18 protein-coding genes are annotated in these 15,516 nt (G+C 69.3%); 6 read left to right on the top strand and 12 right to left on the bottom strand.

The genetic code is table 11. The features are described from left to right. Positions 1-20 precede the first annotated feature (20 nt). The 11 genes from mycP to HKK72_RS08635 form a co-directional block, all read right to left on the bottom strand. Positions 21-1,229: a type VII secretion-associated serine protease mycosin gene (gene mycP / locus HKK72_RS08680; RefSeq protein WP_187233748.1), complete on the bottom strand. Its 1,209-nt coding sequence runs from the start codon at positions 1,227-1,229 to the stop codon at positions 21-23. An 80-nt stretch (positions 1,230-1,309) separates the two neighbouring features. After that, positions 1,310-2,428, bottom strand: coding sequence for a MinD/ParA family protein (locus tag HKK72_RS08675; protein WP_187233747.1), 1,119 nt, complete (start codon positions 2,426-2,428; stop codon positions 1,310-1,312). Between the two features lie 650 nt (positions 2,429-3,078). After that, positions 3,079-3,387, bottom strand: a complete 309-nt coding sequence (locus HKK72_RS08670; RefSeq protein WP_187233746.1) for a DUF1416 domain-containing protein — start codon at positions 3,385-3,387, stop codon at positions 3,079-3,081. A gap of 50 nt (positions 3,388-3,437) precedes the next feature. Further along, entirely contained in the window at positions 3,438-4,277 is an 840-nt protein-coding gene (locus HKK72_RS08665) for a sulfurtransferase (RefSeq protein ID WP_187233745.1), read from the bottom strand. Then, on the bottom strand, positions 4,274-4,711 hold the full coding sequence (locus HKK72_RS08660) for a DUF4395 domain-containing protein (RefSeq protein ID WP_187233744.1): 438 nt from the start codon (positions 4,709-4,711) through the stop codon (positions 4,274-4,276). The genes HKK72_RS08665 and HKK72_RS08660 overlap by 4 nt, the downstream gene beginning before the upstream one ends. 112 nt (positions 4,712-4,823) lie before the next feature. After that, positions 4,824-4,889, bottom strand: a complete 66-nt coding sequence (locus HKK72_RS42690; RefSeq protein ID WP_410050289.1) for a putative leader peptide — start codon at positions 4,887-4,889, stop codon at positions 4,824-4,826. A gap of 135 nt (positions 4,890-5,024) precedes the next feature. Beyond that, positions 5,025-5,444 (bottom strand): TlpA family protein disulfide reductase, encoded by a 420-nt coding sequence (locus tag HKK72_RS08655; RefSeq protein WP_187233743.1) that lies wholly within the window; start codon positions 5,442-5,444, stop codon positions 5,025-5,027. A gap of 97 nt (positions 5,445-5,541) precedes the next feature. Continuing rightward, positions 5,542-6,207 (bottom strand): anti-sigma factor family protein, encoded by a 666-nt coding sequence (locus tag HKK72_RS08650; RefSeq protein ID WP_187233742.1) that lies wholly within the window; start codon positions 6,205-6,207, stop codon positions 5,542-5,544. A gap of 78 nt (positions 6,208-6,285) precedes the next feature. Beyond that, on the bottom strand, positions 6,286-6,810 hold the full coding sequence (locus HKK72_RS08645) for a sigma-70 family RNA polymerase sigma factor (protein WP_187233741.1): 525 nt from the start codon (positions 6,808-6,810) through the stop codon (positions 6,286-6,288). 61 nt (positions 6,811-6,871) lie between these two features. After that, a complete protein-coding gene (locus HKK72_RS08640) occupies positions 6,872-7,573 on the bottom strand; it encodes a DUF2993 domain-containing protein (protein WP_187233740.1) in 702 nt (233 codons plus the stop codon). Positions 7,574-7,749: 176 nt separating this feature from the next. Next, positions 7,750-8,004: a MoaD/ThiS family protein gene (locus tag HKK72_RS08635; protein ID WP_187233739.1), complete on the bottom strand. Its 255-nt coding sequence runs from the start codon at positions 8,002-8,004 to the stop codon at positions 7,750-7,752. Between the two features lie 149 nt (positions 8,005-8,153). Between HKK72_RS08635 and HKK72_RS08630 the strand changes: the two genes are divergently transcribed. The 6 genes from HKK72_RS08630 to pstB all read left to right on the top strand — a co-directional run bounded on the left by HKK72_RS08630 (position 8,154) and on the right by pstB (position 14,236). Then, positions 8,154-8,867 (top strand): winged-helix domain-containing protein, encoded by a 714-nt coding sequence (locus HKK72_RS08630; protein WP_187233738.1) that lies wholly within the window; start codon positions 8,154-8,156, stop codon positions 8,865-8,867. Positions 8,868-9,046: 179 nt separating this feature from the next. Next, a complete protein-coding gene (mshD, locus tag HKK72_RS08625; RefSeq protein WP_315987152.1) occupies positions 9,047-9,979 on the top strand; it encodes a mycothiol synthase in 933 nt (310 codons plus the stop codon). Positions 9,980-10,124: 145 nt separating this feature from the next. After that, positions 10,125-11,231: a phosphate ABC transporter substrate-binding protein PstS gene (pstS, locus tag HKK72_RS08620; RefSeq protein WP_187233736.1), complete on the top strand. Its 1,107-nt coding sequence runs from the start codon at positions 10,125-10,127 to the stop codon at positions 11,229-11,231. 70 nt (positions 11,232-11,301) lie between these two features. After that, positions 11,302-12,288, top strand: coding sequence for a phosphate ABC transporter permease subunit PstC (gene pstC / locus HKK72_RS08615; RefSeq protein WP_187233735.1), 987 nt, complete (start codon positions 11,302-11,304; stop codon positions 12,286-12,288). A gap of 207 nt (positions 12,289-12,495) precedes the next feature. Beyond that, complete coding sequence (gene pstA / locus HKK72_RS08610) at positions 12,496-13,395, top strand: phosphate ABC transporter permease PstA (protein ID WP_187233734.1); 900 nt, start codon at positions 12,496-12,498, stop codon at positions 13,393-13,395. Between the two features lie 64 nt (positions 13,396-13,459). Next, positions 13,460-14,236 carry a phosphate ABC transporter ATP-binding protein PstB gene (pstB, locus tag HKK72_RS08605; RefSeq protein ID WP_187233733.1) on the top strand — a complete coding sequence of 259 codons (777 nt, stop codon included), beginning with the start codon at positions 13,460-13,462 and terminating at the stop codon, positions 14,234-14,236. 154 nt (positions 14,237-14,390) lie between these two features. Here pstB and HKK72_RS08600 read toward each other — a convergent pair whose 3' ends face one another. After that, the gene (locus HKK72_RS08600) at positions 14,391-15,428 is read right to left on the bottom strand and encodes an inorganic phosphate transporter (RefSeq protein ID WP_187233768.1); all 1,038 of its coding nucleotides are present in this window, start codon (positions 15,426-15,428) and stop codon (positions 14,391-14,393) included. Positions 15,429-15,516: the final 88 nt, after the last annotated feature.

The raw sequence follows: 15,516 nt of genomic DNA, 5'->3' as shown, positions 1-15,516 counted from the left end.
CCGAGCATGGAGGACAGGGCTCAGCGCGATGCCGGTTCCTCCGACCGAGCCGCCTCGCTTCTGCGGCGGCTCGCGGGGATGGCGGCGCCGGCGACGGCCGTCGCGGCGGCGAGGACGAGGGCTCCGCCGGCCAGGGAGAGGGCGAGGTTCCGGCCGAAATGGTCGCCCTCTTGCGGCTGGGCGATGGCCACCCTGCGGACGGTCGGCTGTGTCGACGCTCCGGCGCCCTCGTTCCCCAGCACGGCGGTCACCGCGCGCAAGGGGTTGACCAGCCCGGCCCCCGTGCCCTTCACGGTGCCGCCGTCCGCGGTGCGCTCGATACGGTCCTTGACCTGCGCGGCCGTCAGCTTCGGATGGTAGGACCGCACCAGTGCCGCCGTACCCGCGACGTACGGCGCGGCCCAACTGGTGCCGCTCTCGTTGAAGTAGGCGCCATTCGGCCAGGTGCTGATGATGTCCTTGCCCGGAGCCGTGATCGTCACGTGCGTCTCACTGTTGGAGAAGTCCGCCAATGAGCCGTTCGGGTTGATTCCGCCCACGGCCATCACGCCGGGATAACTCGCGGGATAGGCCTGCTGGGCCGTCTGCTTCGCGTCCTTGAGGTTGCCGGCGGCAGCGACGATCAACGCGTCCTTACCCTGGGCGTACTCGACGGCCGCCTTCAGGAACGGATAGTTCGGGGTCTGCGAGGAGACATTGATGACCTTCGCGCCGAGGTCCGCCGACCGCCTGATGGCGTCCGCGACCCAGCGCGGGTCGTTGTCACCGCTCGAACTGACCGCCATCTTCACCGAGATGAGCTTCGCCTGCGGCGCCACCCCGATGAACGCCACGTTCTCCTTGCGCATGTCCCGTGCCGCGATGATCCCGGCCACCCGCGTGCCATGCCCCAAGCAGTCCTGCGGCCCGGTCTTGGTGACGTCATAGGTCCGTACCCGACCGCGCAACTGCGGGTGCGAGGCGTCCACACCGCTGTCGACCACCGCCACCGTCACGCCGCCGCCACGGGTCAGGTCCCACACGTCGGCGAAGTTCAATCTCTGCTGCGGCCACGGCTCCGACTTCATCTCCGTCGCCGGGCTCCCGGTCTGCTGCAGTGTGCACGACGGCGCGGCCGCGAACCGCTCGACCTGTGCCTGCGCCACCTGTCCGGCCACCGCCGGTGGCGCCCACCCGAGCGAGGCGAGCGCAAGGCCGCCGCCGATAGCCAGCACGCGTGTTCCGCGCATCCCCGTCTCCCACGCTGTGGTCTCGTCGCACGACTTTAGACGATCTGCTCAGTTACGGCAGCACATGTCTTCCGACCTCATCATCCGATCGCCGACCGGGCAAGGATTTCGGCCGCGATCCGGGTGGCCGCCACCCGACTGCCCTCGCTGATCCGTGTCATGTCGATGGCGGCGCCCGTGGCCAACTGCCGGTCGTACGGCACGTGCACGACCGGCATGCCGCCCGCACTGAGCATGTGGCGGGCCCGCTCCAGGTCGGAGTCGACGTGGGGGGAATGCGTCATCAGGACGATGACCGTACGGGACAGCAATGGCCCGTAGCCGTTGCCGAACATCCATTCCAGCGTGCTGCGGGTGCTGAGCGCGCCGTCGGCGGTGCCCTGCGCGACGATGATCTGGCCGTGGACACCGGTGAGGATGCCGCGCTGAAGTTCTCCCAGGCCGGCACCACAATCGATGACGGCCGCTGAGAAGTATCTGGTGACATTGCCGATGGCGGCGCGGAAGGTCTCGAGCTCGAGATCCACCGACACCCGGCCGGCGGTCGTGGCGGGCAGCACCCACAGGCTCTCCGAGGCCCGGCCCAGATACTGGCCCGTCTCCTCGAAGGAGTTCAGCCGTACCCGAGCCAGGTCGTGCAGTGACCGCTCCGTTGGCGACTTCAGGCGCAGCGGCAGCGATCCGAGACCGGCATCGGCGTCCACGGCGAGCACCCGATCGCCTCGGTAGTCCGCGATCATCGCCGCGGTCAGCGCCGACACCGTGGTCTTGCCGGCACCACCGCGGATGCTCGTCACCGCGATCTGACGGCACGAGGCGATCGGCCGGCGGATCCACTCGGCCATTTCGGCGAGCTGCCGCACGTTCTGCGCGGCGGAGGCGCCGACGGCCTTGCGCACCCCGTGGCCCATCCTGCGCATGAGCGGGTCGCCGTGCACGTTCCTGCGCACGAAATCGTTGCCGCCCGGCGCCGTCTGCGATGGTGAGTCGGCGGGATACCAGGCGGCGTTCGGGGCACCGGACTGCTGCGCCGGATTCGCTCCGTACGGCGGCGCCGGTCGATCTGGAGGCGGCTGGGCACCGGATCCCGTCCCACTCTCCGAGGGGGACTGCGGAGGCGCAGGCGCGCCCTCAGCGGATCCCACGGCCGAGCTGAACAGCGAGGGGTCGAGCTCGGAGGTCAGGAAGTTCCGTTCCACGGGCTGCGGCGGGGGCGCGGGCTCGGAGGAGGGCCAGCCCGTGACGACAGGCGGTTCTATGGGCTCCGAGGGGGACACGATCGGGGGCCGCGTGACAGACCCCTCGTGCTCCGGCCCGATAACGCCGCCTCCGGCCCACGCCGGCGCCTCGGTCCGTCCGGGCGGCAAGCCGGGTTCGGCGGCCGGCGGGCCGATGTCGAGGGACGGGGCCGGCACCTGTGCAGGCGACGGCGACGGAAGATCGGCTCCGGGGCCATGGGACCCGGCCGGCGCGGACTGGGACCCGGCCGGCGCGGACTGGGATCCGACCGGCGGGGTCGAGGGCGGGACAGCCGGCGCGGGGGCGGTGGCCGGTGCGGGGGCGACGGCCGGCGGCGGCACGACCGCGTTCGACGGAGGCGATGCGGGGGTCACCAACCCGGCGTGGGCCACACCCAGATCAGTGAGCACGGCGTGTTGCCAGTTGTCGTCCGACATCGTCCCCCTCCCACAACTGGCACAGCGGTACAGACGCCACGGTACCGTTTCCACGCCGTCCGGCCATGGTCGGACGACTGCGCGCCACAACCGGACATGACAATGTCAGTTCGGACGCGGACGGGCCCTGACACCTGGTAGGTGTCAGGGCCCGCTGTGCGGTCGGCGCAAGGTCAGATGGCGACCTCGACGGCGGCCACCTCTCCGATCGCCGCCGTGACCGACGAGTCGATGCTCACGCCGCCGGGAGCGAGGACGCGGATGGTCCAGTCGCCGGGAGCGGCGAAGAATCGGAAGATCCCTTCATCACTGGTGACGACCTCGCCGGTGAACTCGCCGGTCGAGTCCAGCAGCCGTGCGTAGGCTCCGGCCACCGGGATGTCGCCGCGGATGACCGTGCCCTGGATGACCGCCTCCTTCGCCAGATCGACCGTCGCCGGTAGATGCGCCGTCTGCGCGGGCGCTGCGCAGCCCTGGGTCATTGTTCCTCCTTCTCCGCCGGGCGGCGGGACTGCCGCCGGGTCGGCGGGTGTTACTTGGCTTCGCCGAGTTCGATCGGGACGCCGATCAGCGAGCCGTACTCGGTCCAGGAACCGTCGTAGTTCTTCACGTCGGACAGGCCGAGCAGCTGGCTGAGCGCGAACCACGTGTGCGAGGAGCGCTCGCCGATCCGGCAGTAGGCGATGGTGGACTTGTCCAGATCGACACCGGCCCCGGTGTAGATCTCGCGGAGCTCTTCGTCGGACTTGAAGGTGCCGTCGTCGTTGGCCGCCTTGGACCACGGAATGCTGCGCGCGGTCGGGATGTGACCGCCCCGCTGCGCCTGCTCCTGCGGCAGGTGCGCCGGGGCGAGCAGCTTGCCGGTGAACTCGTCCGGCGAGCGGACGTCGACGAGATTCTTGGTGCCGATCGCGTCGACGACCTCGTCGCGGAAGGCCCGGATGGCCAGGTCCTGCGGCTTGGCCTTGTAGTCGGTCGCGGGGCGCGACGGCACGTCCCTGACCAGTTCGCGGGAGTCGAGCTCCCACTTCTTGCGGCCGCCGTCGAGCAGCTTGACGTTCTGGTGCCCGTACAGCTTGAAGTACCAGTACGCGTAGGCGGCGAACCAGTTGTTGTTGCCGCCGTAGAGGATCACGAGGTCGTCGTTGGCGATCCCTTTGCCGGAGAGCAGTTGCTCGAAACCGGTCTGGTCGACGAAGTCACGACGGACGGGGTCCTGCAGCTCCGTCTTCCAGTCGATCTTCACGGCGCCACGGATGTGACCCTTGTCGTAGGCGCTTACGTCTTCGTCGACCTCGACGAGGACGAGACCCGGGTCGTCGAGATGGGCTTCCACCCAATCGGCGTCCACGAGGACGTCGGAGCGACTCATGCGGGAACCTCCCTGTTGGAGCGTTTACTTGGAAACACGCGGCGGATCAGCAGATACATCTCGCAGCCGAGGCAGAACCCGAACGCCGCGTTCAGGAACGCCGCCCCCAGCGCCAAGGCGGTGGCACCGGCGCCCAGCCAGCCCACCCCCAGGAGGTAGGCGGCCACACCGACGAGCGCGAAGGCGAGTCCCACACCCTGGGCGAACCTGGGTGGAGCCTCGGCCTCGAGCTCCTGTGGTGGACCGATCCGGGGACGCACGAGCGTCTTGTAGACCAGCCCGTACGGGGCGTGGCGCAGACCCAGGACGGCTCCGACCGCGAAGACCACGGCCTGGACGGCCAGCACCACCGCGTTGCCGGTCACCAGAACCGCGATGAGCACCACGGTGGTGAGAGCCGCACTGAATCGCTGTCCACGTGGGTCGACCTGCATGGGATCGCTCCTGAGGAAGATCGCTCCTGAAGTGAGCAGAGTGCGTGCGAGCTGTGGAGGGGCCTGCCGGGAGCGAACTCCCGCGGGCGGCTCGACGAGCGGGCTCGATGCCTCAGGCAGTGCGACAGAGCGAGGTGGCCACGCGGCAGAAATCGACCGCGCGGCGCTTCGTGAGCATCTGCTCTGTCCAATGACGCACGGACCCGATGCTAGGTCCGATTCCGTCCAGTGTCACTTCTGTCTCGTGTTTCGAGATGGTGACGGTCTTCTCACGCGGCGCATCCAAGAGGTCTCACCGGCCCGGCGCGGCGGCTCATGACCGGATCGCGGCTCCGAGCGCGGCGATGACCTCGGCCTTGCGGGGCTGGCCGGAGGCGCGCTGCACCACCTGGCCGGCGGCATCGAGGACGAGGGACGTGGGGGTGCGGACGATCTCGAGCCGGCGCACGAGATCGAGCCTGCTCTCAGCGTCGATCTCGATGTGGGCCACCCCGTCGACCATCCCGGCGACGTCGTCCAGGACCCGCCGGGTGGCCCTGCAGGGAGCGCAGAAGGCCGACGAGAACTGCAGCAGCGTCGCCCTCTCGCCGAGCGCGGCCCCGAGGTCGTCGGCGTCGAGTCGCATGGCGCCTCCCGATCTCGGTGCGCGCAGCACACCGTCACGGCGCCGCCGGACGAGTCCGAACGCCGTGCACGTCACAAGGACCGCTGCCGCGATCAGCGCACCCGTCATCGCGATTCACAGTACCTTCTCCCGCCCGGGCCATCGCGAGGGCGTCGCGGCGAGGGCGTCGCGGCGAGGTGCCCGGAAACTGCCGAGGGCGTCGCGGTCAGCGGGGGGAGGCGATCGTGAGCAGCATGCGGCCGTCGAGGGTCCTGATCTCGAAGCCCTTCAGCTCGTCACGCGTGATCATCGTCGAGCCGTAGAAGGTCGCGGACCCCGAGTAGACCACCTGCCAGGCGGCGGCGACGTCGCGCCGGCCGTCCTTGCCCACCGCCATGAACCGGCACAGCGTGCCGGGGGGCGCGCCCTTCACCCGGACCGCCACGGCGGTGCCCCATGCCTTGCCGTCGATGCCGACCTGGGCCGTCACGTGCGTCTTCGGGTCCGTCGCGCTGACCTGCTCCGGCGCGGCGGAGGGTGCGGTGGGCACCCCCGTCGGTCGCACTCGGGGATCGCCCCCGCCGGCGGCGATCCCGCCGAGAACGCCGACGAACAGGATGAACACGGCGGCCGCGAACCGCGGCGCCCACCGCCGGATCCGGCCGTGCCGCTGCGCCGCGGCGGACGCGATCAATGCCTCGAGCGGCGGTTCCGGAGGCGTGGACACCTGCGCGATCTGCGCCTCGTCGACCCGGCCGAGCAGCGCGGGCAGGGAGGCGAGCCCCGCGAGTTCGTCACGGCAGAACGGGCAGACGGACAAGTGCGCCTCGACCGCACTGCGCTCGGCCGGTTCGATGGCACCGAGGACATAGACGCCGAGTGAGGTCCGCACCTCATCGCAACCGTGGGCCCGCCCCCACTCAGGCCTCATGGTCGCGCTCGCCGTCTCGTCGCGCTAGCGCTCTCGCACTCATGGCGCCAACCCCCGCTCCTCCAATGCGAGCTTCAGAGCACGCAGCGCGTAATAGGTCCGGGACTTCACCGTGCCCGCCGGGATGCCCAGCACGTTCGCCGTGTCGGCCACCGAGCGACCTTGGTAGAACGTCTCCATGATCACCGCGCGGTGCGGCGGGCTCAGGTCCGCGAGCGCCTCGGCCACGGTCCAGGATTCGAGCGCACGGTCGATGTCGTCCGAGCCGGGCAGTGCGGCGAGCCGCCCTTCGCCGTCGTCGATGGGCAGATGCCGTCCGCCCCTCGCGACCCGCGCACGGTGCGCGTCCACGACGAGATTGCGCACCACCGTGAACAGCCATGGCCGTACCGGACGTCTCGCCAGCGCCTCAGGATGCCGCCAGGCGCGGATCAGCGTCTCTTGTACGATGTCCTCCGCCTGTTGATGATCACCACCGGTCAGCCTCAGCGCATAGCCGAGGAGCGGCCCGCCGTGCTCGGCGTAGAGTGCGCGCAGTAGTCGCTCGTCCGGGGATGCTCCCACGCTTGTGACACGTACAGGGAGACCTTCTGGTTCACCGGTCTCCCCTCCGTGACCGGCGGCGTCAGGACTTGGCGAGATTCTCGAGCCTCACGTTGTCGGCCGTGGCCGCGATCCGCAGTCCCTGGGGGGTGACCCCGATGTCACTGACGCGTGCTCCCATGGGAAGCAGACTCCGCGTCGGGATGACGAAGGTGTACTGCTGCTGCAACATCGCCAGCGGCACCTTGGCCCCGCCGTTGCTGATCGACTGCGGGGTGACCGCGATGCCCTGCGACGTCGCCTTGAGCGAGGCCACCAGGTCGCCCTCCACGCGGATCCCGAGGTAGGACGCGCTGACCCGGGCCTGCAGGTTGGACCCGCTCGCGGAGATGCCCTTTACCCCCTGCGGTGCGTACTTCTGCACGACGGAGTACGGCACGACCGCCGACGCCGTCGCGTTCCGCACGGTGATCTGGGAGCTGTTGCCGTTGACGACGTCGGCGAGCGGCGCCTGGACGCCGGACAGCTTGAGCGCGGCGTCGTGCACCGTGACGCCCTTCTCCGTCCACTCTCCGAGCTTCACGTCGATCTGGTCGTAGTTCCCGCCGATGGCCTGGGTGAGGAACGGGACGCCGTGGATGGTGACATCCGGCCTGGCGTCGAGCCGGTACTGCGCGGCCACCTGCTTGGCGATCTCATCCTCTGCTCTGCGGACGCCCATGCGATCCGCGACGATGACCCCGCCGATCAGCAGAAGGAGGATCACGACCAGTACCTTGCGCATGCCACTCCTCGTGCGAAAACGAATCACCAGCGGGGTTCACCATAGCGACGGTGCCGCCCGATCGAGTCACACCGCGGATCGAGATCTGAAAGAGCCGTCACCCCTGTGGGGTACTTCGCGGACGACCGCTGGGCGACGTCGGCCGCCCGTCTCGGCCGCCCGTCTCGGCGCCCGCCTCAGCCGCCCGCGAAGGGCGGCAGCACCTCGACGGTGCCGCCCTCGGGCAGGGGCACGCCGTCGTGTGCTCGGGTGCCGACCGGATCGCCGTCGATCAGGAACGAACTTCGGCCGACCACGCGGGCGAAGTCCGCTCCACGCCGCTCTCGCGCCGCCCGCAGTGCCTCGGCGAGCGTCGGCGCGTCGTACGGTTCCTCACTCGTCCCCGCAGCCTCGCGCGCCGCCGCCCAATATCTGATCGTGCCCTTGGCCATGGGAACAGGATCTCATTACGGCATCCGTAATGATCCGGACGTACCCGGCCATTGTGTGAATCGATTGCTCGGATATGCTCGGGGCGAGGGATCCGGGCGATGAGGCCCCCGGGTCCTTGACGTCTTTTAGGGGCTAGGAGGCGGGGCCCGTGAGTAGTTTGCTCTTGCTCACCAATGCACTGGAGCCATCCGATGAGGTGCTCCCCGCGCTGGGACTGCTGCTGCACTCGATTCGCGTCGCGCCCGCGGAGGGGTCGGCACTGATCGACGCGCCCCCCGCGGATGTGATCCTCGTCGACGCGCGTCGCGACCTGGCGCACGCCAAGGGCCTGTGCCGGCTGCTTCGGACGACCGGTCTGGACTGTCCGCTCTTGGCGATCGTGACAGAGGGCGGGCTCGCCGCCCTCAGCTCCGAGTGGGGCTTGGACGACGTGCTTCTGCAGACGGCCGGCCCCGCCGAGGTCGAGGCCAGGCTGCGGCTCTCCATGGGCAGGGTGTCGGCCGGCGAGGCCGATGAGGTGCCGGGAGAGATCCGCAGCGGAGACCTGACCATCGACGAGGCGACCTACACGTCGCGGCTGCGCGGGCGCGTCCTCGATCTCACCTTCAAGGAGTTCGAGCTGCTGAAGTACCTCGCGCAGCACCCTGGCCGGGTCTTCACGCGCGCCCAGCTCCTGCAGGAGGTGTGGGGCTACGACTACTTCGGCGGCACCCGCACGGTCGATGTGCACGTACGCCGGCTGCGGGCCAAGCTCGGTGCGGAGTACGAATCGTTGATCGGCACCGTGCGCAATGTCGGGTACCGGTTCGTTCCCGACCACCGGCCGGGCGAGGCCGAGGAGATCGTGCCCACCCGCGCGTGAGTTTGGAACGCTTCACCGGGTGCTCCCATCCGTGATGGGCCGGTGGCCGACCTCGTGTCGACTTCATGGCCGACCTCGCATGCGGACCCGCATGGCGGCATCGGGCCGACCGGGCCGTATCGCCGGGTGGGGCCTCGAATACGCTGGCGGGCGTGACGGAGCCAGACGCGGAGCCAGGCGTGGTCGTACGGGAGAGACTGTCGGCCGATGAGATCGCCGCCGCGAGCGCACTGATCGACGCGGCGACGAAGGCCGACGGCGTGCGTCCGCTGTCGGATCAGTCGATGCTCCATCTGCGCCACGGTGGCGACGGGCGGGCGCGCAGCGTGCTGCTCTACGCCTCTGAGAGCACGCGGGCCGGCTCCGGGCCCGCACTGGCCGGGTACGGCCACCTCGAGCCGGGTGCGGAGCCGAGCGGTGAACTGGTGGTGCATCCCGAGCACCGCGGCCGGGGACACGGCCGCTGCCTCGCCCAGGCGATGGTCGACGCGGCGAACGGGCCGCTGCGGCTCTGGGCCCACGGCGAGTCACCGGCCGCCGCGGCGCTCGCTCGCTCGCTCGGGTTCGAACGGGTCCGCGCCCTGTGGAAGATGCGCCGGCCGCTCGCCGACCCGTTCCCCGAGCCGGTGGTGCCGGACGGTGTGCGGCTCCGCACGTTCGTCGTCGGGCAGGACGAGCCCGCGTGGGTGGAGCTGAACCGGAAGGCGTTCGCCGACCATCCCGAGCAGGGTTCGCTGACGATCGACGACCTCGTGCGCAGGGAACGGGAAGCCTGGTTCGATCCGGCCGGATTCTTCCTCGCCGAGCGCGGCGGCGCGCTCGCCGGATTCCACTGGACCAAGATCCACGACGCCACCACGGGCGAGGTCTACGTGCTGGGCGTCGACCCGGATGATCAAGGCGCCGGGCTGGGCCGGGTGCTCACCCTCGCGGGCCTGCGCCATCTGCGCTCGGCGGGGTTGTCGCAGGTCATGCTGTACGTCGACGAGGCGAACCGAGGAGCGGTCCGGTTGTACGAGTCGCTGGGTTTCGTCCGCTTCGACGTGGATGTCATGTACGGGTGCCCGGCTCGTTCACCTGATGGCAATCACAAGTCGGGGCATTCTTCCTAGCGCCGTCCTGGCCAGTTCATCCGCCGTTCATCTAGATCAGTCCGGTTGGTCACCTCTCCTCCCTAGCGTCACCATCGACGGTGGCCCCACACCCTCGCTATGACCAGGGGGATCACCGGCCCACCAACCAGGAGGAGAATCCCCCGTGAAGAACGGCACTCGGCTGGCCGCCATCGGCGGCATAGTCGTCGCGGGTGCACTCGCACTGTCCGCATGCGGGTCTGACGACAACGCGGGCTCGCCGAGCAGCTCGGCACCCGCCGCCGGCAGCATCGACTGCGCCACCGGCACGGTGAACGCCGCCGGCTCCAGCGCGCAGAAGAACGCCATCAGCGAGTGGACCAAGGCCTACAGCCAGGCCTGCGCCGGCGCCAACCTGAACTACAACCCGAGCGGTTCGGGGGCGGGCATCCAGGCCTTCACCCAGAACCAGGTCGCCTTCGCCGGCTCCGACTCCGCGCTCAAGCCGGAGGAGGTCGGCCCGGCCAAGCAGCGTTGCCAGGGCAACAACGCCCTCAACCTGCCGATGGTGGTCGGCCCGGTCGCGATCGTCTACAACGTGAACGGCGTGGACAGCCTGCAGCTGTCGCCCAAGACGATCGCGGGCATCTTCTCAGGCAAGATCACCAAGTGGAACGCGCCTGAGATCGCCAAGGACAACTCCGGCGCCAAGCTGCCGTCGACCGCGATCAAGACGGTGCACCGCAGCGACGAGTCGGGCACGACCGACAACTTCACCAAGTTCCTCAAGGCCACCGCCGAGGACGTGTGGACGTACGAGCCGGACAAGAAGTGGAACGCCCCGGGCGGCCAGGGCGCGCCCAAGTCCGACGGCGTCACCACGGTCGTGAAGCAGTCCGACGGCGCGATCAGCTACGTCGAGCTCTCGTACGCCACCAACGCCAGCCTCAAGACCGCCAAGGTGGCCAACGGGTCCGGTGAGTTCGTCGAGCTGTCGCCCGAGAGCGCCTCCAAGGCCCTCGACGGCGCCGAGATCGTCGGCACCGGCAACGACCTCGCCATGAAGATCGACTACGCCACCAAGACGGCGGGCGCGTACCCGATCGTCCTGTTGACCTACGAGGTCGCGTGCGAGAAGGGGCTCCCGGCCGACCAGGCCAAGTTCGTGAAGTCCTTCCTCACCTACACCGCGAGCGATGACGGCCAGAAGGTTCTGACCGACCTCGGCTACGCCCCGCTGCCGGCCAGCGTGGTGACCAAGGTTCGCAGCGCCGTCCAGGCCCTGTCCTGACCAGGCACGACCCCTGCCCCGCCGCCGGTCTCCCGGCGGCGGGGCAACCCTGGGTTTCGGAGGTAAACGCGTGACCAGCCAAACCGAGATCGGCGACAAGGGCCTGACGGCGGCTCCGGGTCACCGAGCCGGCCGCCCCGCGAGCACCGGCCGGGCCGGGGACCGGGTGTTCGCCGTGGCCACCCGGGGGTCCGGGATCATCGTGCTCGTCATCATGGCGGCGATCGCGACCTTCCTGGTGTGGAAGGCGCTCCCGGCGCTGCGGGACAACGAGGCCAACTTCGTGACCTCGCAGGAGTGGAGTCCCGACTCGGCACCGGCGCGATTCGGCATCGCCCAGCTGGCGTTCGGAACCGTGCTGTCGTCGTTCCTCGCCCTGCTCATGGCCACTCCGGTGGCCATCGCGATCGCGCTGTTCATCTCGTTCTACGCGCCTCGCCGGATCGCGGGCGGGCTCAGCTTCGTCGTCGACCTCCTCGCCGCGGTGCCGAGCATCATCTACGGGCTGTGGGGGCTGCAGTTCTTCGTCACGAAGATGGACGGCGTCGCGAAGTTCCTGAACGAGAACGCAGGATGGATCCCGCTCTTCGGGGGCGACAGCGTGGGCGGCCGGTCGATCCTGACCGCCTCCGTCGTCTTGGCGATCATGATCCTCCCGATCATCTCCTCGATCTCGCGCGAGGTCTTCCAGCAGGTGCCTCAGGCCAACATCGAGGCGGCCCTCGCTCTGGGCGCCACCCGGTGGGAAGTGATCCGGATGGCGGTCCTGCCATTCGGCCGGTCCGGAATGGTGAGCGCCGCGATGCTCGGCCTGGGTCGTGCCCTCGGCGAGACGATCGCCGTGGCCATGGTCCTGTCCACCGCGTCCGGGATCACCCTGCACATCCTCAGGGAGGGCGGCAACACCTTCGCCGCCAACATCGCCAACACCTTCGCCGAGGCGGGTGCCAACGGCCGCGGCGCTCTCATCGCGTCCGGCCTGGTGCTCTTCGTCATCACCCTGATCGTCAACATGGCGGCGCGCGCGATCGTGGCACGGCGCAAGGAGTTCGTGTGATGAGCGAGCGGAGCGGCCGGCCGAACTCACGCGCAGCGTCGCTTCCGGCCGTCCGCGCAGCGAGCGAAGAACACGTTGCGACCATCGAGCAGGAGTTCGTGTGATGAGCGAGCGGAGCGGCCGGCCGAACTCACGCGCAGCGTCGCTTCCGGCCGTCCGCGCAGCGAGCGAAGAACACGTTGCGACCATCGAGCAGGAGTTCGTGTGATGTCCGTTACGACCCGCGGTTCCGCGCCGACGAGCCTCACCTCCGTGTCCCTGGGGCGCAAGGTCAAGGACCGGCTCGTTCAGGTCCTGGTGTACCTGGCCTTCGCGCTCGCCGTCATCCCGCTGGTCTCAGTGCTGTGGATGGTGATCAAGAACGGGCTGGGCCGATTCGACGCGGACTTCTTCGCGTTCTCGCAGAACGGCATCGGTCCGCGCGACGCCGGCGGAGGCGCCTATCACGCCATCATCGGCACCCTCGAACAGGTGCTGATGACCAGTGTGATGGCCGTGCCGATCGGCATCCTCACCGCCGTCTACCTGGTGGAGTACGGACAGGACCGCCGGCTGGCCCGCACGATCAGCTTCTTCGTCGACGTCATGACCGGCGTCCCCTCGATCGTGGCCGGCCTGTTCATCCTGGCCTTCTGGCTGTTGCTGCTCGGCTTCAGCTACTCGGGCTTCGCGGGGGCGCTGGCCCTGGCGATCCTCATGCTTCCCACGGTCGTCCGGTCGGCCGAGGAGATGCTCAAGCTCGTGCCGAACGAGCTCCGCGAGGCGGCGTTCGCGCTGGGCGTCCCGCGCTGGCGGACGATCTGCTTCGTGGTGCTGCCGACCGCGTTCAGCGGCATCGTGAGCGGCGTCATGCTGGCCGTCGCCCGGGTCATGGGCGAGACCGCACCGCTGCTGCTGCTCGTCTTCGTGACGAACTCGATCAACATGAACCCGTTCAGCGGCCCGCAGATGGCGCTGCCGCTGTTCATCTGGGACCAGGCGGGCCAGCCCAACGACACGGCCATCGCGCGCGCCTGGACGGCGGCCCTCACCCTGATCCTCATCATCATGGCGCTCAACCTGACGGCACGACTGATCGCGCGGATGCGCAGGCCCACCGCCCGTTGACCGACAGCCCGTGGCTCGACAGCCCGCTGAACAGCGAAGCCCCCCGATAGGAGTAACCAGCACCATGGCCAAGCGGATCGAAGTCTCCGGACTCCATGCTTACTACGGCCAGACCCATGCCATCGAGGACATCTCCATGTCCGTCGAGCCGCGTTCGGTCACCGCGTTCATCGGCCCCTCGGGTTGCGGCAAGTCCACGTTCCTTCGGACCCTCAACCGAATGCACGAGGTCATCCCCAGCGCCCGGGTAGAGGGCAAGGTGCTCCTCGACAGCGAGGACCTGTACGGCTCCGACGTCGACCCGGTGGCGGTGCGGCGGGTCGTCGGCATGGTCTTCCAGCGCCCGAACCCGTTCCCGACCATGTCGATCTACGACAACGTGGCCTCCGGGCTCAAGCTCAACGGCGTGCGGGGCAAGGGCCGGCTCGACGAGATCGTCGAGCGGTCACTGCGGGGCGCGAACCTGTGGAACGAGGTCAAGGACCGGCTGAGCCGCCCCGGCGCGGGCCTGTCCGGCGGTCAGCAGCAGCGGCTGTGCATCGCGCGGGCGATCGCCGTCGAGCCGCAGGTGCTGCTGATGGACGAGCCGTGCTCGGCGCTCGACCCGATCTCGACGCTGGCGATCGAGGACCTGATCGCCAAGCTCAAAGAGCAGTACACCATCGTGATCGTCACGCACAACATGCAGCAGGCCGCCCGGGTGAGCGACCGCACGGCGTTCTTCAACATCGCGGGCACCGGCAAGCCCGGCCGGCTCATCGAGATCGACGACACCAGCAAGATCTTCACCAACCCGGTGGAGAAGGCCACCGAGGACTACATCACCGGTCGGTTCGGCTAGAGAGTGCCCGGCGCCCGGCCGCCTGGCGCCCCCAGCGCGGGGCGCCAGGGCGCGCTCGACTCCGCCCGACCCCGCAGAGCCGCACGGCCCCTACCGCTTCCTGGGGCCGATCTGCCTGGGCCGGTGTTCTGGGGCGATCTTCCTGGGCGGGTGTTCAGGCCCCGAAGAAATGAACCACGGTGTAGGCGAGGGCCGCCACCAGGCCCGCCATCGGGATGGTCAGCACCCAGGCCATGATGATGCCGCCGGCCACTCCCCAGCGGACGGCCGACAGCCGCTTGGTCGCCCCGACACCCATGATCGCCGAAGTGATCGTGTGCGTCGTGGAGATGGGGGCGTGCCAGATGAAGGCCGTCGAGTACAGCACGGCCGACGCCGTCAGCTCGGCGGCGAAGCCCTTCGGCGGATCGAGCTCGATGACCTTCCGGCCGAGCGTGCGCATGATCCGCCAGCCACCGGCGTAGGTGCCCGCCGACAACGCGCCCGCGCACACCAGGACGACCCACAGCGGAACGCCGCCGCCCTGCGTGTGGTGACCGGTCGTGACGAGCGCGAGCACGATGATGCCCATCGTCTTCTGGGCGTCCTGCAGTCCGTGCCCGAGCGCCATGGAGGCCGCGGAGAGCGACTGCGCGATGCGGAACCGGCGGCTTATCCGGCCCGGCTGTGACCGCCGGAAGATCCACAGGATCGCCACCATCACCAGGTAGGCGACGCCGAACCCCACCAGCGGTGAGATCACCATCGGAATGGCGACCTTGTCGACGACCTTGTCCCAGTTCACGTCGGACGCCGAGGCCAGGCCGGCGCCGACCGCTCCACCGATCAGAGCGTGGGACGACGAGGACGGAAGCCCGAAGTACCAGGTGATGAGGTTCCAGGTGATCGCTCCGAGAACGCCGGCGCCCACGACCGTCAGCCCGTGCAGACCCGTCGGCGGTGTGATGACCTCGCTGACGGTCTTGGCGACCTCGGTGCCGAGCAGGGCCCCCAGGAGATTCATCACCGCCGCCATGATCAGCGCCACCCGGGGGGTCAGGGCCCGGGTGGAGACCGACGTGGCGATCGCGTTGGCGGCGTCGTGGAACCCGTTCGTGTAATCGAAGATCAGCGCGATCACCACGACGGTGATGAGCACGGCCAGTTCGGTGCCCACCAGCCGGCCGAGGAGCCAGATCCCGACCAGCGCCATGAGGACGGCCGGCACACCGATGACCATGAGCCGCCGCACGATCGAAGGCGACACCAGTGGCGGTGGCTCCTCGCGGACCTGCGGACTT

Origin of the sequence: Actinomadura sp. HBU206391, assembly GCF_014323665.1 — a bacterium.
GTDB lineage: Bacteria > Actinomycetota > Actinomycetes > Streptosporangiales > Streptosporangiaceae > Actinomadura_C.
Note: the sequence above shows the minus strand (reverse complement) of the source record. Positions and strands in the feature narration are given on the sequence as shown.